We start from the raw sequence: 20,765 nt of genomic DNA, 5'->3' as shown, positions 1-20,765 counted from the left end.
AATATGCCAAGTGTAGGAATAACATCCATTGGCGCATATATCCCATATTACTATATGGACCGAAAAACAATTGCTGAATCGTGGGGAGGAAAGGGCTTAAAAGGATCAAGAAGTGTCGCGTCCGTGGATGAAGATAGTGTGACCATGTCTGTAGAAGCAGCTCTAGAGTGCTTTAGATATAAAGGCCGTAATGAAATTGATGGTGTATATTTCGCTTCAACAACTGCTCCATATGCTGAAAAGTCACATGCTACTTTAATTTCAACTGTCTGTGATTTACGTAAAGACATCTTTACAGCAGATTTCAATTCGTCGATGAGAAGTGCAACAAGTGCATTAAAGGCAGGTTACAGTGAAGTATTATCTGGTAACTCAAATGAGGTTTTGGTGACTTCAGCAGATATTCGTAATGCATATCCGAAGTCCCTACAGGAGCAAGTTTTTGGAGATGGTGCGGCTGCTGTTACTGTTGGAAATAAAGATGTATTGGCAACGATTGATTATGTATTTTCATGTCAAAACGAAATTCATGACATGTGGAGAAATCAAGATGATCTTTATGTGAGAAATGCTGAGGCTAGGTTTGCAGCGGATGAAGGATACAACCAATCGGTACTCTATGCTTTCCATAAAATAGTAGAGAAGGCCGAGCTTTCGGTAACTGATATTAAAAAGGTTATCTTAACGACACCTGGAATGAAAGAAAATGTGAAAATCGCTAAAAAGCTTGGTCTAAGAGAGGATCAAGTCCAGGATACATTTACTTCTACTATTGGTGTTCTCGGAGTAGCACAGCCATTGCTTATGTTAGTGGATGCACTTGAACAGGCTGAACCTGGTGATAAGTTGGTCTTGGTTGCTTATGGAAATGGAGCAGATGCTTTTGTTCTCACAGTAACGGACAACATCAAGAAAATTAAAGATGCCAATTCTCTGAAGAAATATTTAGATAACCGTGCAGTCTTTACCGATTATGGAAGGTTTCTTTCATTCAGAGGCATCATAGAGGCCGTACCAGGTGAAGATTATAAGATACCTGCATCAACAGCCCAATCATGGAGAGAACAAGAAACTTACTTGAAGCTGTACGGAGGCAAGTGCACGGAGTGTGGAACGCATATGTTCCCGGCTAATAGAGTATGTGTTCAGTGTGGAACAGTTGATCAATTTGAAAAAGTTAATAAAACAGAGGTCTTTACTAAATTATTTACGTACTCGATTGATAACCTTGCCGGTAGAAGTGATGATCCTGTTATTGTGCAAGCGATTACAGAGGATGCAGATAAAACAAGATATTACTTAAATATGACGGACTTTAACAAAGATCAGATTGCGATTGATATGGATTTGGAGTTCACATTCCGAAAGATTCATAATTTAGGAGATTTTGTAAATTACTATTGGAAAGTTAGACCAATTCGCAGAAAGAGGGCGTAAGAATGAAGGATTCAGTTGCAATAATTGGAATGGGATGTTCCAAATTTGGCGAAAGATGGGATTGTGGAATATCTGATTTAATGCTTGAATCTGTTTCCGAAGCGTACAAGGATGCAGGGGTGGGACCTCAGGATATCGAGGCTGTTTTTTACGGGAATGGTTTTGCCCATGGTGTTGCAGCAACTGCAGTAGCAGATACATTGAAGCTTGATGGAGTCCCGATTTTTAGAAATGAAAACTATTGTACATCTGGTCATATTGCATTGATTGAAGCGATCTTAGCGGTTGCAAGTGGCAAGTACAAAGTTGTGATGGCATTAGGAGCTGAAAAGTTAAAGGACACGGGATATCCTGGGTTAGGAGTTGGCCGTGGAACAAGCACTGTAATGGAAGCACGAAGAACAGCTCCAGGATCTTTTGCTTTAATTGGCACACGTTATTTCCATGAATATGGGTTGTCTTATGAGGAAGGCCGCAGCACAATTGGAAAAATTGCAGTTAAAAACCATAAAAATGGAATGCTTTCCCCTAGAGCACACTTTCATAAAGAAATTACATTGGATGATGTGCTAAACGCACCGATGATAGCATCGCCACTAGGCTTATTCGATTGTTGTGGAAATAGCGATGGATCAGCTTGTGCAATTATAACAACGGCTGAGATCGCTAAAAGTTTTAGAGATGATCCGATTTATGTGAAAGGGTTTGGATCAGCAATGGATGGATATTCACCACTTTATAAACCGAATTTTTCTTGGACGAGCTTTGGTGCATTGGTTAATTCATCAAAGAGTGCTTACGAGATGGCTGGGATTAAGAACCCTCGTGAAGAAATTGATATTGCGGAAGTACATGACTGTTTCTCAGTAACAGAAATGCTTATTTACGAGGACTTTGGATTCTCTGAAAGAGGTAAGGCAAGAGAAGATATTGAAAACGGCTTCTTTGAATTAGATGGAGGTTTACCAGTCAATACTGACGGCGGACTTAAATGCTTCGGGCATCCAGTAGGAGCAAGTGGAATTAGGATGACATACGAAATTTATAAACAATTGCAACATAAGGTCGACAATCCAAACCGTCAAGTCAAGAATGCAACACGAGGATTATCCCATACATTCGGTGGTCCCCCACAAATTAGTGCCTTGTTAATTCTAGGAAATGAAAAGGGATAAATATTTTAAAGAAAGGGGTTCTGGTATTTATGAATTACACCAAAGGTTCGGCATTAGAAGGAATTAAAGTCCTTGATTTAGGGAGAGTAATCGCAGCCCCATTCGCAGCTGCTATTTTAGCAGATATGGGAGCTGAAGTGATAAAGGTTGAACAGCCTGGAACAGGAGACAATGCACGAGATAACTTGCCGACGAAAGAGGGTGAGTCAACGTATTTTATGAATTTCAATAGAAGTAAGAAAGGTATTACACTTGATTTGAAAAAGGGGAAAGAAATTTTTTATAAGATGGTCGAACAAGCGGATATTATTTTAGAAAATTTCCGTCCAGGAGTTATGGAAAAGCTAGGTTACAACTATGAAGAACTCAAGAAAATCAATCCAAAGATTATTTATGCAGCTGTCTCAGGTTTTGGACAATACGGTCCCTATAAAAATCGGGCAGGATATGATCCTTTAGCACAAGCAATGAGTGGAATTATGAGCGTAACAGGTACCCCAGATGGAACCCCTGTAAGAGCAGGTGCATCTATTGCAGACATTCTTGCTGGACAGAATGCAGTTATTGGGATATTGGCAGCCCTCCATCATCGGGAGCAGACAGGTGAAGGTCAAATGATCGATGTTGCTTTATTGGATTCTGCGATTGTAAGTTTAGCTTCTGTTAGCCAGGTTTACTTAACCGATCACCATAATGTTCCAGAAAGAAGAGGAAATGGTTACGTAGCGGGGGCTCCAGGCGGAGCGTATAAGTGCCTAGATGGCTATGCTGTATTTTTAGCACTAGGAGAAAAGGCATGGATAAAAATTACGGAAATTATGAATAAAGAGCATTTGAGAGATGATGATAAATTCAAATCAAATGTTGATCGTGTTGCAAACTATAAAGAATTAGATGAAATTGTCTCAGAATGGACTGCCGACAAAAAAGTAGATGAAGTTGTCCAGCTACTACTAAATTCAGGTTTACCTGCGGGTCCAATTTTGGATATGGATCAGGTATATAATGATCCTCATGTCCAAGAACGTGAAATGTTCACAACCATTCATCATCCAATCGTGGGTGACGTAGAGATTACGAACCAAGGCTTTAAAATGTCGAAAACTTCCCCATATGTAAGGGGATCCTCACCGTTATTAGGTGAACATACTTTAGAAGTGTTAAAAGAATTTGGATTTACAAGTGGGGAAATAGATTTATTTAGAGAAAATGGGATTATTTAATTTACAAATAGAAGAAGAACAGTAGTTTTGCTATCGATGTTTGAAGAAACATTGAGGAACCTGGATATCAATAGGCTCTCAATTTAATTACAATCACCAACCTCGATGGAGTGTGCATTTTATTTTACTTATAGCCAGTCGTTGTGATAACGGTAGTGAGAAATAAGTTAGTGCTTCAAGTATAAATAGGAGGGATCGCTTTGGAAAAGACTAGTAATCGTAAATTAGGATATTTCTTTATCCTAATGACAACAATCATTTTCAGTACTGCGGAGCCAATTTTTAAGACTGTGGGTGGTAACTTTAACCCTGTCCAATTTGTATCAACCCGTTTCTTTTTTGGTGGATTGGTACTATTACCATTTGCTTTAAGCTATCTAAAGAAAAAAGGTATTGGGTTCAGTGAACAAAGCAAAGTTAGAATTACAAAATCTGATGTTATTGAGTTAATTTTATGTGGATTACTGAATGTAACAATTTCAATGACCCTTTATCAATGGGCATTGTCGTTGATACCTGCTTCTGCTGCAGCAGTTTTACTTTGTACGAACCCTGTTACAACAACTTTTATTGCTTATTTGTTGATAAAAGAGCCAATAACTAAAAATAAAATTATCATGATTGTTCTTAGTATTATAGGGGTTTTGATTATTATTGATCCGCTAAATCAATCTTTAGATTCAATGGGGCTTATTTTGATGATGTTAACTGTTATAACATTTTCGTTATATAGTGTCATTGGGAAAAAATCAACGATTAAATTAGGTGGAATTGCAGCAAATAGCTTCACTTCAATAATTGGTGGTGTTACTACTTTCATAGTAATATTCATGACCAATATACCTGCAGTAGGTAACTTTATGTTAAGTGTAAATATGGAAAAATTCGCATTTATTGATTTGTTCCAAGGATATAGCTGGAGTATTATGCCTATAGTTCTGTGGATTTGGGTTGTTAATACGGGAATTGGATTCCTATGTTACTTCAAGGGAATGGAATTAACTAGTGCTACTGAAGCTTCTATCGTCTTCCTATTAAAAATAACGATTGGACCAATAATTTCAATGATATTTTTAAAAGAGGTTATATCATTAAATCTAGCACTAGGTATGGTATTAACAACCATTGGAACTTTAGTAGTATTATTACCAGGACTGAAGGATATATTTAGACAACGAAAAGATGTATCAGAATTAAATAAAAATGCTGCTAGTTGAAATCACTAGTTTTAATTTTGTAGTTAATAAAATAAATAGCTTTTTAACGAATAAGTGAATCAAAAATTGTCATCGAACGACTTTATGGTACCCGGGTTTTCTAATCTTAGATGTAAAGTTTCATCACAATATATTGATACCGCAGTGTCGTAAATAAAATAATATAATGATGGAGGAATAACAAATGAGTGAAAAAAAACAATATTCTATGTTAGTGTTTAGTAATCCTACAGAGGGTCTTGAGGAGGAGTATCTAGAATGGTATGCAGGACAACATATTCATGATCTACTAAGGATTCCTGGATATGTAGGCTGTAAATTCTATAAATTGGCTGATATCCAATTATCAGATGTAGAACAAAAGTATTCATATATGATCATTTGGGATTTTGAGACAGATGATTTTCCTTCAGTAGTTAAAGACATTTCAGAAAGAATGAAAGATGGAAGAACTGTTTTTATTCCCGCATTTGATACCGCCTACTTTGATAATACGTGGACACCGATTACAAAATACGTTACTTCTAGGGAAATTGAAGGGAAATCGGTTGAAGAGGTTTTAGAAATCTCGGAATTTAAGAAGCTTTCTACTCCAAAATAATTAGATAGAATGGTTATTAATTTGGATGAATTCGCTAAAGATAAATATTATTTATGGAGGTAGAGAAAAATGGCTGAAAAAAAACAATATTCAATGCTTGTATTTAGTAACCCAACAGAAGGTCTCGAAGAAGAATATTTAGAGTGGTATGCAGGGCAACATATTCATGATTTGTTAAGAATTCCAGGATATGTAGGCTGCAAATTCTTTAAATTGGCTGATATCCAATTATCAGACGTAGAACAAAAGTATTCATATATGATCATTTGGGATTTTGAGACAGATGATTTTCCTTCAGTAGTTAAAGACATTTCAGAAAGAATGAAAGATGGAAGAACTGTTTTTATTCCCGCATTTGATACCGCCTACTTTGATAATACGTGGACACCGATTACAAAATACGTTACTTCTAAGGAAATTGAAGGGAAATCGGTTGAGAAAGTTTTAGAAATTTCAGAGTTTAAGAAACTCACTACGACAAAATAAAGAATGCATATCCAACGGAAGAATGAAAATTTTGGGGTTCTTTCGTTGGAAAACAATAAAGTGATTCTTATGGTAAAGAAGGTCCGTTCGATTAATTGTACATTCTTTACATTTTCTTAAAAAATAATGAACAAATATAACAGCATATTAGGGTATGATTTTTGTAGAATAAATAAGAAATACTAGAATACTAGACTCTTATCCAAGGAGGCATAACAATGAGTATGGTTAAAAATAAAACAAGCATGTTTGAGAAAATGTTGGTGTTAAAAGAAGAAATCAATGGAGAGGAAGCTGAATTATTTAAGGAATTTTACTATGGAAAGTTTTTTAGTGGGAGTATCACATTGATCGAAGAAACAGAAGCGGTTACATTGGTCTTCTATAAAGGAAACTGCATTGATGTTGTAAATGGGGTTCCCAATAGTGGTTTAGACATTGGTGTTTCAGGATCGAAGGAAGCATGGGATAAATTTGTGACCCACAAAAGTCTAAGTGTAGCAACAAACAAGGGTAACAGTAATAATCTGAGTACGCTTGGTGGAGCCATTCGCTTCCGACAAAACTTTAATGTTGTTGCCCAATTAATTCGCGTATTCGCAGGAATTCGATAAAACCATCTTGAGAGGAGAAAATAAAATGGCAATTCAAGGATTTTATATTACTGTAAATGGGATCAAAACTTACTGTGAAACGAACAATGGACCCGAAAATGGCAATACAATAATTTGCTTGCATACAGCTGGTAGAGAGAATAGACAGTATCACGATATGATGGAAATTCTAAAAGACAAATACAAAATGATTTCATTTGATATGCCTGCTCACGGAAAGAGCTGGCCGCTTCCAGGAAATAAAGTCATCAATAACTATGTAGATTATGGAAAGTTTGTTTGGGCAGTTATAGAAGAATTAGGTGTGAAAAATCCAATTGTTATTGGTTGTTCAATGGGAGGAAATATCGTTTATCATATAGGCCAAGAATACCCAGTTAAAGCGATATGTTCAATGCAAGGAGCAGATTATACGGCAACCATTAATGATGATATTTTAGAATTGCTAAATCACCCTTACGTGAATCCACAACACTCACACCTAGAGTTTTCTGAATGTTTAATAGGGAAAGCAACCTCTCAAGAAAGAAGAGATTTTATCTTATGGGGAGTCATGCAGGAAATTGGCATTACCAAACAAGGTGATTTGACTCAATATAACGGCTTTGACGTACGAGATAAAATGGATCAAATTACTTGCCCTGTATTAGTTGTACATGGGCTAGATGATAAAATTGCAACTGGTGAAATGGCAGAAGCAACTATCAGTCGTTTGACAAACTGTAAGAAACTAGTTTATAAACCCATCCCTGATTATGGTCACTTTATCTTAGTAGAAAATCCTGAACTAGTCAGTGAGTATTTGGATGGATTTATCCAAATTTTGGATATAGAAAAACAGAACAAGGTAGAGGTGCTTAAATAATTTATGCAAGGGGCTTTTGCCCTTTGCAAAAAGAACCAACTTACAACTTTGATATAAGAGGATATTCAAGAAAGAGAGACGAACAATTTTTGTTCCAGCCTTTGCTACTGTATATTTTGATAATATCTATTTTTCTATTACAAAAAATTTCACTTCCAATAGAATGAAGGGGTATACGTAAAAGAAGTAGCAGAAATCTTGGATTTATTAGAATGTGTTCAAGGAGGATAGGTGGGATAACACTTTGTGTAATCAACATTAAAAGGATTCTGTTATTAATTAACATCATTCGATCCTATGAACGATAAAAAATAAGACTTGTTTGATAGCTTGCAATATTTTGCTTTTATACAAGTAGAAAATCTCATGTAGAATATAATCAAAATTTTAGTACTCCGATTATGAGGTAGAATGAGAACGATGTACAAATGTTTTGTCCTGATTTTCATCAGACAAACTAAAGTGATTTATTTCCATTAAAAAGATTAGAATTTTAGTTTTGGTGCCTGTCACTCCCCGATATATGTCGAGATTTGTAGAATAGTAGATAAGTGAAACTTTCGTGGGAAGTGTGGCTATGGTGCAAAGAGATAAGCCGCAGGCACCATCCAGTGAATATAAAATTATCTAATAACTGGATATCGTGTACTGTTGTAAGGGGATCCGAGTGCTCAGGTTAGCCTAATGGTTGTAGCGGCTGAAGGGCGGCTTTGATGAAGTAAAAAAAATCCCCTGCATTTATGCATGGGGAGAAGTCAAGAAGATACATTCTTTTGGTTTAATCCACTATCTAGAGGAACGATTTTAAAGGGGCTGACTGGTTTTACAAGTAAAAGACCCCTTTTATCTATAAAGCTTTAGTTGTCCATGATTCTACGTCCCAAATATCTGTTACCACGTCTTGGTAAAACTCAGGTTCATGAGAGATAAGGAGCATGCTTCCCTTATACGATTTCAAAGCTCGTTTAAGCTCAGTTTTTGCATCTATATCCAAATGGTTGGTTGGCTCATCGAAAATAAGGATATTGCTTTCTTGGTTAAGGAGCTTGCATAACCGGACTTTCGCTTTCTCTCCACCACTTAAAACCGATATTTTACTTTCAATGTGTTTTCTAGTTAAACCACATCTTGCAAGAGCAGCGCGTACCTGTCCTTGGCTTAAATGAGGAAACTCATTCCAGATTTCTTCGATGCACGTGTTTTGATTTTCCGTTTTCACTTCTTGTTCAAAATAGCCAATATACTGGTGTTCACCACGTTCAAGTGTACCAGAAAGAGATCTTATTTCTCCAAGCATGCTACGAAGGAGTGTCGTCTTACCGATCCCATTGGCACCAACTAAGGCCACTTTTTGTCCACGCTCTATATAAAGATTTAACGGTTTTGATAGTGGCTCTTCGTAACCAATGACAAATTCTTTCGTCTCAAAAATTAATTTACCAGAGGTTCTTGCTTCTTTAAAGTTGAAATCAGGTTTTGGTCGTTCCTGTGCTAATTCAATAACATCCATTTTATCGAGTTTTTTCTGTCTGGACATGGCCAGGCTACTAGTAGAGGCCCTTGCCTTATTACGAGCTACAAAATCCTTTAAATTAGAAATCTCTGATTGTTGTCGCTTAAAAGCTGCTTCAACTTGTATTTTTTTAGCTTCATAGACAATAAGGAAATTGTTGTAATCACCGATGTAGCGATTTAATTCTTTATTTTCCAAATGGTAGATGACATTTACTACGCTATTAAGAAATGGCATGTCATGAGAAATCAATAAAAAGGCATTTTCGTATTCTTGTAGGTAACGTCTTAACCACTCAATATGTTGTTCGTCTAAATAGTTTGTAGGCTCATCTAAAAGAAGAATATCTGGCTTCTCAAGTAAAAGCTTGGCTAATAAAACCTTTGTTCTTTGCCCACCGCTTAACTCATGAACATCTTTTTCTAATCCTATATCATCAAGACCAAGTCCCCGTGCCACTTCTTCTACTTTAGCATCAATAATATAAAAATCATTATTTGTTAATATATCTTGTAATGTACCAACTTCATCTAACAACTTTTCCATTTCTTCAGGTGTTACGTCAGCTATTTTTTCATAAATGGTATTAATATTCGATTCGACGTCAAAGAGATATTGAAAAGCTGTATTTAGTACGTTACGGATTGTCAGTCCCTGTTGTAAAACAGTGTGTTGATCAAGATAACCAACTCGTTGATTCTTAGCCCACTCTACTTTTCCATCATCAGGCTGAAGTTGTCCTGTAATGATATTCATAAACGTCGATTTACCTTCACCGTTTGCCCCAATTAAAGCGATATGTTCTCCTTTTAATAAGCGGAAGGAGACATTATCAAAGATCGTACGATCGCCAAATCCGTGGTTTAGGTCTTTAACCGTTAATATACTCATCTATTCGACCTCATTTACATTTCTATTTATTTTGTTTAGCTGTTTTCGTAAAGTTTGTTGCTAATACCACCGCAGTTGATATACACTTCGCTTTCCGCGGGCAGTCCGGGAGCCTCCTCGTCGCTTCACTCCTGCGGGGTCTCCCGTGACTTGCTCTTCTGAGCAGGAGTCTTCGTGTATATCAACTGCTAGTTTAGCTATTTAAATAAATTACCCTCTAAAAAACAACAATCTTTTAGGAAAACAGCCTTTTGTATAGGAAATATTTTTATATTCGTTCACTTAATTGTTAGAAGTCAGTATTTGACTATAACACAGATAATGGAATAGTTGAATGGTTTATATTGTATATCCGTTGATTGGAAAGCGAGATTAGGTGCCTGGCACCATCCAATCGATAAGTTCGATGAAGGCCAACTCCGTTGGAAGAACCGAGCAAGATGTCCTTCATAAGTTCGATGAAGGCCAACTCTGTTGGAAAAACCAAGCAAGATGTCCTTCATAACCTTGATGAAGACCAACTCCGTTGGAAAAACCGAGCAAGATGTCCTTCATAACCTTGATGAAGGCCAACTCTGTTGGAAGAACCGAGCAAGATGCCCTTCATAAGTTCGATGAAGGCCAACTCCGTTGGAAAAACCGAGCAAGATGTCCTTCATAACCTTGATGAAGGCCAACTCCGTTGGAAAAACCGAGCAAGATGTCCTTCATAACCTTGATGAGGGCCAACTCTGTTGGAAAAACCGAGCAAGATGTCCTTCATAACCTTGATGAAGGCCAACTCTGTTGGAAAAACTGAGCAAGATGTCCTTCATAACCTTGATGAAGGCCAACTCCGTTGGAAAAACCGAGCAAGATGTCCTTCATAAGTTCGATGAAGGCCAACTCTGTTGGAAAAACCGAGCAAGATGTCTTTCATAAGTTCGATGAAGGCCAACTCTATTGGAAAAACTGAGCAAGATGTCTTTCATAGAGGGGGTTGAGTGGTTTTTGTGGAGAGAAGTTTGCCGAGTGGCGGTTTTGTAATAAGTAGTGGAAAGTAGTTCGGAGTATAGAGGAACATGGTAGAGTTTTTGGCCGAAAGGGACATTGGTGCCAGGTACCATCCAATGAGTTTATACAAAATTTCCCGACTCTGGAAAGGAACAGGTACCAGTGATAACTGATGATATATTTAAGCATGATTGTAGAGATGAGGTTATACATGAAAAAATGGCTAATTTAGGCTGTGATTGTCAGGTTATCAACAAAATGTAAAAATCAACAGTGTGCTTTAACACTGCCAGTTAAAAAAGGCGGAACTCAAAAGAAAATGAGTCCGCCACTTAAATATTGTCTTTATTAGAACCTTCCAATTAACATAGTACCTGATCATTACAATAAAGTGATGGTGAGGTATACTTGTTCACATGAGAAATTGTTGTTATTACCTTATGCTGTTTTATTTATAAAGCTCTTTCCTGGTTTAGAGGTAATAAACAGACTACCAACATAAAAGAATATAGCAGAGGAAACAATTCCAGCAACAACCACTGAAAGATGTGGTGCATAGGCATTAACTATTAATGCTACAACTGAAGCCAATCCCCAAGCAACGAATGGTAGTGGCTGCCACTTCTTTGTTTCATCAGGTTTTCTTTTCAAAATCAGTTGGTCCATAATGATAATGGTCGCAATTGGCGGGACAATTAATCCTAGAAGGTTTAGCCAAGTTGTGAAGGCATTCCAAATTCCAGAAAGAGCAACAAGAATACCGATAATACCAAGTATAATTGTCAAAGTTCTCATTTTCCCACCAGTCATATGTGACCAGCCAACAGCACCATTGTACAAACAGTGAGTACAACCAACACCCAGATTAAGGAATACAAATATGACAGCTAAGGCAGAAATGAGAGGACCTTGCCCTGCTAAGATCCCAATAAAATCGCCGCCGGTAGCCTCAGGATTTAGGACAACACCAGTCGCTACAATAATGGCACCAATCAATTCAGCTAGGAACTTTGAAATTGGAAAGGCGGTAAACGCTGCTAAAAATCCTTGGCGCCCATTTTTTGCCCAGCGTGTAAAGTCGGCTGTCATTGTTCCGGAATCCGTGAATGTAGCAAACACCATGGTGACTGCGGCCCCAAATGATAGAGCCCCGACACCTGCAATCGGTTTGAAATTTAAAATATCCGTAGAGCCACTTTTCATCGAGATTACAACTGCAATAATACCAAGTATGAGATACATAGGTGCAGCAATATATCCTAAAATGGTCAATGCTTTAATCCCGATAAAGGTTGCGGAAACATAGAGAACACCACCTAGGACTGTCATCAATAATAGGGGGGCTCCGAATGAACGAAACATCGTATCACCGGTAAGGCCTACCATAAGTGCAAACCATCCAATTACGACTGTAGAAAGTAATCCTGATACTGCGTAATACCCAAATCGTCCAAATGTTCTTTGAGCAGTGATGGCAAAATTCTCTCCAGTTTTCCCTGCTAGGTAGCTTAGTGCACCTACGATGACACACAATAGCAAGTTACCGGTCAATATTGCAGCAACACCTGTTTTGAATCCAAGCATCGCTGTGACAACCCCACCAATTACCGCACTTGTCAAAACCAAGGGAAAACTGTACCAAACTGCGGATACAGAAGAGAACTTTTTTCGATATTCTGGTGGAACAGGCGTGTGTTCAAACTCCGGATCTAATAACTTATTATCAACAGCGGTTGACATATATATATCCTCCTAGTGAAAAAAAGTTTATTATTTCAATTGGAAATTTGGAAATTTTAATTGTTATTTTTCTAACCATGGAATGTCTAATAGAGTTTGTTCTACAGTATTGGAAGGGTCTTTTAAATCCCAATTTTATAGACCATTCTATTGTTTAGTTGCTTGTTTCTGAGCATATAAAATTTACCGTCCTGCAAAATAATACTGTGAATAATACCTTAAAAATTTGATTATTCATCTCCTTACTAATGGTAACATTTTAAGATTTAGCTTGTATCATCTGAGTGTTTAATGAATCTAAAAACTGCAGAGGTGATTTGTCCCCCCCTTATTATTTCAAAATAAATTTCCGAGTTTCCCAATCTCCAAATTGAAACGCTTCCAATACAATTTTAGTTGTTAATTTTATAGTATTCATTGTATAAATTAACTGGAAATTCTTCCTATTCATTAGTCATGTTATACAAGAAGTTCTTTTGGTTTCTTTGATTGGAACCGTGTAAATAAGAATTAATTGTACCTATTCATTAGTCATGTTATACAAAGAACTAGGTGACAGGCACAATCCAGAGAATTTCCAGGCGAGATGGTTGACATATTTCGACGCATTTTATATTAGAAACTCCTATTTATCAACGTTTAGAGTGGTTTTAATCAAACGTTTGTGTAGTATCAAAACGTGTTGATTTTAGAAGGTTAATGGTTTTTATAGATTAATATCGGAGATAGTTGTCGAAGATTGAGACCGGTCATCGACAGGAATTGTCTGTCAAACTGGGCTGTGTTCGTTTAAATAAAAGGGTTTTGACCGGATGTAATCAAACGATTAGTTAGTGAAATGTTTACTAATCAAACGTTTGATTGGATTGGCTGTTTTTGCTGTTATAGAGGGGTTTGTGTGATTTTTGATGTGAGAAGGTTGTCGAGAGGCGGTTTTGTAATAAAGAGTGAAAATTTACCTATTATGGAGGTGATAGTGATATCAAGTAAATGAATGGGTTAAATGCCATGTTATTGTTTTGTTTTTTGAAAAGTGTAACCATATATGAAACATGGGGACGAAGCCACACACTAGAACCGTCCCCATGTTTCATTTTTTAAATTTCAATCACACCATGTTCTCTGGTTTGACCCATTGGTCAAATTGCTCTGCGGATAGATAACCTGTTTGAATCGCGGCTTCCCTTAAACTGCTGTTTTCTTTGAAAGCGAGTTTGGCGATGGCTGCCGCTTTTTCATAGCCGATATGAGGGTTTAATGCCGTTACAAGCATAAGTGAACGTTCCACGTGTTCTTTAATAACCTCTTCGTTTACTTCTATTCCTTTAGCACAGTGTTGATTAAAGGAAATGACCCCATCTGATAGTAATGTAATGGATTGGATGAGGTTATAAATAATAACGGGTTTAAACACATTTAACTCAAAATTACCTTGGCTTGCTGCAAAGCCGATGGTGGCGTCATTCCCAAATACTTGGCATGCAACCATTGTCAGTGCTTCACTTTGGGTTGGATTTACTTTTCCAGGCATGATGGAGCTACCTGGTTCGTTAGCAGGAATGCGAATCTCACCAATTCCACTTCTTGGGCCACTCGCAAGCCAGCGAACATCATTTGCAATCTTTAGTAAATCAGCTGCTAAAGCTTTTAATCCTCCGTGTACAAAAACGATTTCATCATGGCTCGTTAAGGCGTGAAATTTATTATCGGAAGAGCGAAAGGGGTATCCAGTTAGTTTCGTTACTTGTTTCGCTACATCCGCTCCAAATTGAGGACTGGCATTCATTCCTGTACCAACAGCTGTCCCGCCAATTGCTAAATCAAGCAAAAATTTTGCTGCTTCTGTGATCATTTGCTCATTCTTCTCAAGCATAAACCTCCAACCACTGATTTCCTGCCCTAATGTCAGTGGTGTAGCATCCTGCAAATGTGTTCTTCCTATTTTGACTATGTTTGAAAAGGCCTTTTCTTTTTTAAGCAAGGTGCTTTTTAACTCTTGAATGGCGGGAAGGAGGTTTTTCGTTATTTTTATGTAGGCCGCAATGTGCATGGAAGTTGGAAACGTATCATTGGAGCTTTGCGACATGTTGACATCGTCATTTGGGTGAATCTTCTCCGTTTCTCCCTGTGCTATTAGCCGTCCATTCGCCACATGTGCAATCACTTCGTTTACGTTCATATTCGATTGTGTTCCACTGCCAGTTTGCCAGACAGCTAATGGAAAATGTTCATCATAATCCCCATTTAAGATTTCATCACAAACTTTTTTAATGGCATTCATTTTGACTTCACTTAATTTACCTAATTGGAAATTGACGATTGCTGCTGCTTTTTTAATGAAAGCCAAACCGTAAATCACTTCCAAAGGCATTTTTTCCGTTCCTATTTTAAAATTTTCCTTGCTCCGCTGTGTTTGCGCCCCCCAAAATTTTTCCTTAGGTACATGAACTTCGCCAAGTGTATCTTTTTCTATTCGAAAATTGTCCATACTTTCCCATCCTATCATTTACTTTTGTCCCACTCTTAACGAGTAATCAATTCTCACTGAAAGGTGGAGGTTTCACTTTATATGTATATCCATAGCATCCGAAAATAAGTCAATTTCGTTATATTTTTCCCCATCGAATGAGACAGGGGGACGTTTCTCGTGTTTCATTGAGCCCTCGTGATGAGACAGAAGAAACGTCCCTCTGTTTTGATTTTCTTGTAGAGTAGTGTCGAAGTCATGTGGAATGTGTAGTAAAATGGAAATATCTAGTGAAATAGGAGTGGTATGTATGCTTAGTCCGAGTTATGCATTCTTAGTAGAGAGTCTTTATAACAAGATGAGAGTAATGTTAAGTGAATACCGTGCATTTGATCCGAAGGTAACGAATACGGTAAAGGGAAAAGCACTGCTAGAAGAGTTGAAGAAAATACATAATAAGCTTGCTTTTATTTCTTTGACAAATGATAAGCAATTACTGACGATTACCGGGGAACAAGGAAGCGGGAAAACGACTTTAGTCAATCGTTTATATGGGTTGGAGTTAGGGTATTTACCTGAGAATGATAGCCGAGGAGAGCAGTTACCGGTATTGATTACAGAGAAAGAGGGAATAACGGAGCCACAATGCTTTGTGGTGAGGCTTGATTATCGGGACGGTAAATATGAAATGGGTAAACAGCTAATTGAAAGGGGAGAATTTTTTCAAACTGCTTTGGAACCTTCGGGTGCAATCTGGCTGGAGCTTTTTGTCCCTTTTAAATATCTTAGAAGTGCGAACAAGTCTATTATTCTTTTACCAGGTTTCGAGAAAGATAGTACTCATATATCTCAGCAACTGTTGGATCATATACTTTATATGTCGTCTTCTAGTTTGGTGGTTTTCAGTAAGGATACGTTTGCTCGCGAATCGAGTGCCAATATGATCCGTAAGGTGAAACGGATATTTAAGGATGTGGATCCGATTTATGTTTTATCGTTTGGTGATGTAAATCAAGACGAAAATGAAAGTATTAAGCAACAAGTGATAACAGACTTCGATGTCGATGCAAAGCAGGTGATTGTAACAGGAGATCCGAGGGATTATAAAGAGCCGTGGATGGAACAACTGGTACAGGCCATCAATCAATACGCTTTTGTGTCTGAAGAAATAGAAGAGAAAAAACAAGAAGTGCTCTTAGGAGTCACCGACGAAATATCGGATGTAATGATGGAGTTAACGGAGCGTTTGGACGAATATGAGATGGGTGCGTTAACCAAATCGATGTTGAAGGATTCGAATGAACGCAAATTACTCTCAAAGTTTCAGTCACTTTATGAAAAACATATCAGTGATGTGAAGAAGGAACTAATCCACTCTTTAATTAGTCGTCGTGAACCTGCTAAGAAGAGCTTTGATTCTTATGTCTCGGACAATATTAATCTGATGAATAACGTTAAGAAATTCTTTGTTTCTTCCGATTTTGAAGAATCGATTAAATTTGAGGAAAAGATTGAGGAGGCTTGGCAGGAAGCAAGTACGCACTCGCCAACAGAAGAAATGGCTGTTGTCCTAACAGGTAGTATTGAATTGCTTGAGCAAGGTGTAGAACAGAGTGCGGAACGGAAACAGGTGCAACTAGTGGATGAAATAGCTCAGATTGAAACCAGTCAGGGGGGAAATAAGCAGTTTCCAATCACTTTGGATAAGCCGAACGGCGAGCTAAGCAAAAGCGTTCAAAATTCGCTAGAAACGATAAACAGATTCTTCTCTGCCGAACCTTCTAATGAGCTGGTGATCTTGGATGAGCCTGAATTGAAAAGCCTGGTTTTAGTTGGCTCGTTGCTAGGCAAGCAATCCTTTGTGAGCTCTGAAATCATTGAAGCTGCTGCACAGTTGGATCCTAACCGAAGTGAACTCCTAGAGGGAAACCGAGAAAAGTTGGATCAGTTGATAGCAAAATCAAAGAATGAGCTAGAAAATATGCAAAATAAAATAGATTTAACTTCATCAAAAACAAAGATGATTCTTTCATCTATCCCGGTTATTCTCGGTGTCGATGTCGCGATGGACGGAGAATTTGATCTATTAAGAGGTGCAGCGGCTGCGTTAGCACAGGTTGGAATTACTATCTCACCTGGTGCACTGCTCGGGGTGATTGGAATCGGTCTTGTTGGTGTGAAGGTAGTAGAGATTGTCCATCGCCAGGCGCTACAGAACAATGAGCGGAAAATTCAAATGGCAAATGCTGGTCGGAAAATTATTAATGATCTGCCAGAATTACAAGCAGAAGCTTTCTGTAACGTGCTACGAAGTATTTTTGAAAAGATGGAAGAGCGTATTAGGGAACAGCATGAGTGGAAGCGTTCTTCGCTCGGTTATGATCAAGACTTAATGAAGATTCAGTACCAGGCAAACAGTATTTTAAAGAGTAATAAACAGTTAATTAAAGAGGTAACTAGGCATGATCACCGATTTGCTTACTAGGCTTGAAGAAGATAAAAATCAATGGATATATGAAGCAATTGACCAGTTTAATGAGGGGTTTCTACGGTTTGATGGTCAAAAGTATGAGAAGGACCATGTGCTCATTGGTGTATATGGACCGACGCAGGTTGGTAAGACAACGTTAATCTTAACGATGCTTGGGATTGGGGATGAAGAGATTGCTCCCCTTTCGAAAGCATTAAGGGGAAAGCGCAAGAAAGGGAATTCTTCTACCATTACTAGTTTTATTTATAAACGTTCTGAGGATGAGAATTTCTATTTGGTCTTTCCTGATAAGACAAAGGTGTGTTGCAGGAATCTTGAGGAGTTGGAAGAGGCCCTGAATCGGATTCGGCAGCAAATCGAAAACGAAGAAGTTTCCTATGATAAGCCAATCATTTTGGATATTGCTAAGCAATTTTTCACAAATAAAGTGTTTGCGGACAGAAGTAAGTCGATTTCAATCATTGACCTTCCCGGTGATGATACAAAGGAAAAGCGTGAAGAGGAATATGTGGATCATATTTTAACAAGGTATATGCCGCTTTGCAGTGTCTGCCTTGTGATGGAAATTTCATCTAAGATTGTCAGGCTGTTTCAATTGGACCGGTCGACGGTGAAGGATTGGATGTACTATCCCCAGAACTTTCGAGTGGTGCTGACGCGTTCTTTGCAATCGACTTCTGTCAAACGTGCCATTGAGTCAGGGGAGATTACGACTTTAGAAGATTTCAGAGGGAATTTCCGTGATCAATTACAGCGAAATGAAAAGGAAATACCGAATCAGATTTATCCGCTTGAATTTGGTGATACATGGCTGGAATTAAAGGATAGGAATCATGTCATTTATCAGCAGGCAAAAGTTTGGATGGAGTGTTTATTTTTAGAGCTGTTAGACGAGTTAACGGCGGTAAAAACACCCGAAAACCAGATTATGCAGATAAAAAATATGGAGCATATCATTAGCAAGCAGAAGAATCTTTATCTCACTCGAATAGAGGAACAGATTATCTTAGTGGAAGGAACAAGGGGAGAAGATGAAGCGAAGCTTGGAAATTTGAATTCCACTCTTGCCTATTTACAGGATGAACTTGTGTTTTATGAAGATGAGTTAAAGGGATTGAATGGGATTCAACTAGAGAAGTTCCACTGCTTATTATATCAAAAGTATGAATTTGATAAAAAGGATCAGGTTATTTTTAAGGAACGGAAAATTTCAAAGCTGATGGAAAGTTTCCAATTGGTTGAGATGGAAATGCTTGATTTTTATCAAAAGCAGTTATCGGATATATGGCTGCAGTTCACACGAAGAATGAAGAACATTGATTCCACAATCAGGTTTGATTTTACTACCAATCCACCGATTTTGGGTCTTTCTTTGAAGCATGGACGGGGACTTGATCAATATTTAAAGTTGGGGAATTTTGAAGAGGATTATCAGGTTACGCTTGATACGCTGGTGAGCAATAACGAGATTGTTTTTGACTATTATGTCAGCCAGATTAATCAGTTTAAGCGCAACGGTAAAAAGGAAATTAAGCAGTTATGGTCGGAAAAGAACGAGCACAAGGATGTAATAGATGAAAAGATTACGGAAGAAATGGAAAAGGGGATCCAAAGGGAAGCTCGAATTGCAGATCTTCAGAGAGAGCTAGAACGAGCTAGGCGGGATTGGGAGCAGGATTTGCTGCGGCCGCAGCTATTGGATGATATTTTAAAAGAAGAGTTTGTGAAGGCTGTGTCTTGGTGGGAGGAGAAGTTGATTGATGAGGATGCTTCGGATGTGGAGCGATGGGCCTATCACCAGTACGGACAAATTATTTTAAAGCAAGCGGAGAGGATCATTGGTAATGAGTACTTCTAATTTAACAATCGATGAAAAATATGATAAAGCGATTCTATCATTAAAAAAAATTAATAATGAGCTTTTTTATGATGACCTGAAGAAGATTATTCAGGAGCGAGAACAAACTATTGCAGAATTAAATGATGAAGTCTACGAGTCCGTTGAAAAAATGCAGAAATCGATGAAACGCTTCCCAATACAGGTGAGTGAACAGTTAAAGGAAGAGGTCATTGTCCCTCAGAACGAGTTATTTGATCGAGGAATGGAACGGTTTGATGATCATCTCGTATTGCTTGAGAAGAAGATATCTTACTGGAATCAAGTCTATCAGGATAATCTAGTGAAGACTGAAAAGCTACTAGCAGATGCAAAGGGATTGCAACAGGATGATCAGGAGTTTATCGTCGGGCAAACTGAAAGGATTACAACAGAGTTAAGGAATCTTCAGGAACAGATTATGGACGCTGTGAATGCACAGGCAGCAATAGTGAATGTAAAGTATGAGGCTGTAAGTGATCGTTTAGGTGTGATTTCACAAGAGTTAGGGGTGGCTGAAGAAGGAAATAAGGCTGAGTTTGCGCAAATAAATGAGCAGCTTGTACAAGACCATAAGAATTTACAGGAAAAGTTGAAACAGAGTGTTGAAGATGGAGTTAAGCGGGAAGGCTTATTTAAAAAGTGGCTCATTGGGCTGGCAGTTGGACAGGGAGTTTCGATAGTATTGATGGTTTTGTTTTTTATATTGAAGTAAATGGAAGACCTGCTCTTGGAAGAGGGCAGGTTTTTCCATTGTTCAATTATTCTTAACTGCAGATTAATGGGCTATAGGCACGGTCAAAATCCATATATAGTAGAAATGTCGCTGTGTATCGGGGGGACATATTATGATACATTTTTTGATAGAAACTCTCTATTTATCAGTATTGGGGGCGAATGTAATCAATCGTTTGATTAACATCAGAAAGTGTTGCTATTAGTAAATTACTAGTTTTTATGGGTTTATATTCGAGTTCATTATCGAAAGTTGTGTCCTGGCATCGACAGGATCTTTCAAGAAAATTAGCCGAGTTCGTTTAACAAAAGGGATTTGCCCATATTTAATCAAACGGTTAGTTAATAAATATTCTGTTAATCAAACGTTTGATTGGATTTATTATTTTTGTTGTTATAGAGGGATTTGTGTGACCTTGAGGAGAGAAGTTTGTCGAGAGG

Annotated in this window: 14 protein-coding genes; 11 read left to right on the top strand and 3 right to left on the bottom strand. The window is 37.8% G+C overall.

Annotated elements, in window-relative coordinates; translation table 11 throughout:
- Positions 1-3 precede the first annotated feature (3 nt).
- From NSS81_RS10450 to NSS81_RS10415, 8 genes are all read left to right on the top strand, one after another.
- A complete protein-coding gene (locus NSS81_RS10450; RefSeq protein ID WP_342433438.1) occupies positions 4-1,437 on the top strand; it encodes a 3-oxoacyl-[acyl-carrier-protein] synthase III C-terminal domain-containing protein in 1,434 nt (477 codons plus the stop codon).
- Between the two features lie 2 nt (positions 1,438-1,439).
- Positions 1,440-2,612, top strand: coding sequence for an acetyl-CoA acetyltransferase (locus NSS81_RS10445; protein WP_342433437.1), 1,173 nt, complete (start codon positions 1,440-1,442; stop codon positions 2,610-2,612).
- A gap of 29 nt (positions 2,613-2,641) precedes the next feature.
- On the top strand, positions 2,642-3,835 hold the full coding sequence (locus NSS81_RS10440; RefSeq protein WP_342433436.1) for a CoA transferase: 1,194 nt from the start codon (positions 2,642-2,644) through the stop codon (positions 3,833-3,835).
- A 200-nt stretch (positions 3,836-4,035) separates the two neighbouring features.
- Positions 4,036-5,052, top strand: a complete 1,017-nt coding sequence (locus tag NSS81_RS10435) for a DMT family transporter (RefSeq protein ID WP_342433435.1) — start codon at positions 4,036-4,038, stop codon at positions 5,050-5,052.
- Positions 5,053-5,236: 184 nt separating this feature from the next.
- The gene (locus tag NSS81_RS10430; protein ID WP_342433434.1) at positions 5,237-5,653 is read left to right on the top strand and encodes a hypothetical protein; all 417 of its coding nucleotides are present in this window, start codon (positions 5,237-5,239) and stop codon (positions 5,651-5,653) included.
- 69 nt (positions 5,654-5,722) lie between these two features.
- Positions 5,723-6,139 (top strand): hypothetical protein, encoded by a 417-nt coding sequence (locus NSS81_RS10425; RefSeq protein ID WP_342433433.1) that lies wholly within the window; start codon positions 5,723-5,725, stop codon positions 6,137-6,139.
- 218 nt (positions 6,140-6,357) lie between these two features.
- Entirely contained in the window at positions 6,358-6,753 is a 396-nt protein-coding gene (locus NSS81_RS10420; RefSeq protein ID WP_342433432.1) for a hypothetical protein, read from the top strand.
- 25 nt (positions 6,754-6,778) lie between these two features.
- Complete coding sequence (locus NSS81_RS10415; protein WP_342433431.1) at positions 6,779-7,618, top strand: alpha/beta hydrolase; 840 nt, start codon at positions 6,779-6,781, stop codon at positions 7,616-7,618.
- An 847-nt stretch (positions 7,619-8,465) separates the two neighbouring features.
- Here NSS81_RS10415 and NSS81_RS10410 read toward each other — a convergent pair.
- The 3 genes from NSS81_RS10410 to fumC form a co-directional block, all read right to left on the bottom strand.
- Positions 8,466-10,022: an ABC-F family ATP-binding cassette domain-containing protein gene (locus tag NSS81_RS10410; protein ID WP_342433430.1), complete on the bottom strand. Its 1,557-nt coding sequence runs from the start codon at positions 10,020-10,022 to the stop codon at positions 8,466-8,468.
- Between the two features lie 1,431 nt (positions 10,023-11,453).
- Positions 11,454-12,755 carry a cytosine permease gene (locus tag NSS81_RS10405; protein WP_342433429.1) on the bottom strand — a complete coding sequence of 434 codons (1,302 nt, stop codon included), beginning with the start codon at positions 12,753-12,755 and terminating at the stop codon, positions 11,454-11,456.
- A 1,108-nt stretch (positions 12,756-13,863) separates the two neighbouring features.
- Entirely contained in the window at positions 13,864-15,243 is a 1,380-nt protein-coding gene (gene fumC / locus NSS81_RS10400) for a class II fumarate hydratase (protein WP_342433428.1), read from the bottom strand.
- A gap of 289 nt (positions 15,244-15,532) precedes the next feature.
- On the opposite strand from fumC, the gene NSS81_RS10395 reads away from it, so the two are divergent.
- Genes NSS81_RS10395 through NSS81_RS10385 form a run of 3 tightly spaced genes read left to right on the top strand, consistent with a single transcriptional unit; the run spans position 15,533 to position 20,304 of the window.
- The gene (locus NSS81_RS10395) at positions 15,533-17,707 is read left to right on the top strand and encodes a hypothetical protein (protein WP_342433427.1); all 2,175 of its coding nucleotides are present in this window, start codon (positions 15,533-15,535) and stop codon (positions 17,705-17,707) included.
- A complete protein-coding gene (locus NSS81_RS10390) occupies positions 17,685-19,571 on the top strand; it encodes a hypothetical protein (protein WP_342433426.1) in 1,887 nt (628 codons plus the stop codon). The genes NSS81_RS10395 and NSS81_RS10390 overlap by 23 nt, the downstream gene beginning before the upstream one ends.
- On the top strand, positions 19,558-20,304 hold the full coding sequence (locus tag NSS81_RS10385) for a hypothetical protein (RefSeq protein ID WP_342433425.1): 747 nt from the start codon (positions 19,558-19,560) through the stop codon (positions 20,302-20,304). The genes NSS81_RS10390 and NSS81_RS10385 overlap by 14 nt, the downstream gene beginning before the upstream one ends.
- Positions 20,305-20,765 lie beyond the last annotated feature (461 nt).

The organism is Neobacillus sp. FSL H8-0543, from assembly GCF_038592905.1.
In the GTDB taxonomy this organism is placed as follows: domain Bacteria; phylum Bacillota; class Bacilli; order Bacillales; family Cytobacillaceae; genus Neobacillus.
Note: the sequence above shows the minus strand (reverse complement) of the source record. Positions and strands in the feature narration are given on the sequence as shown.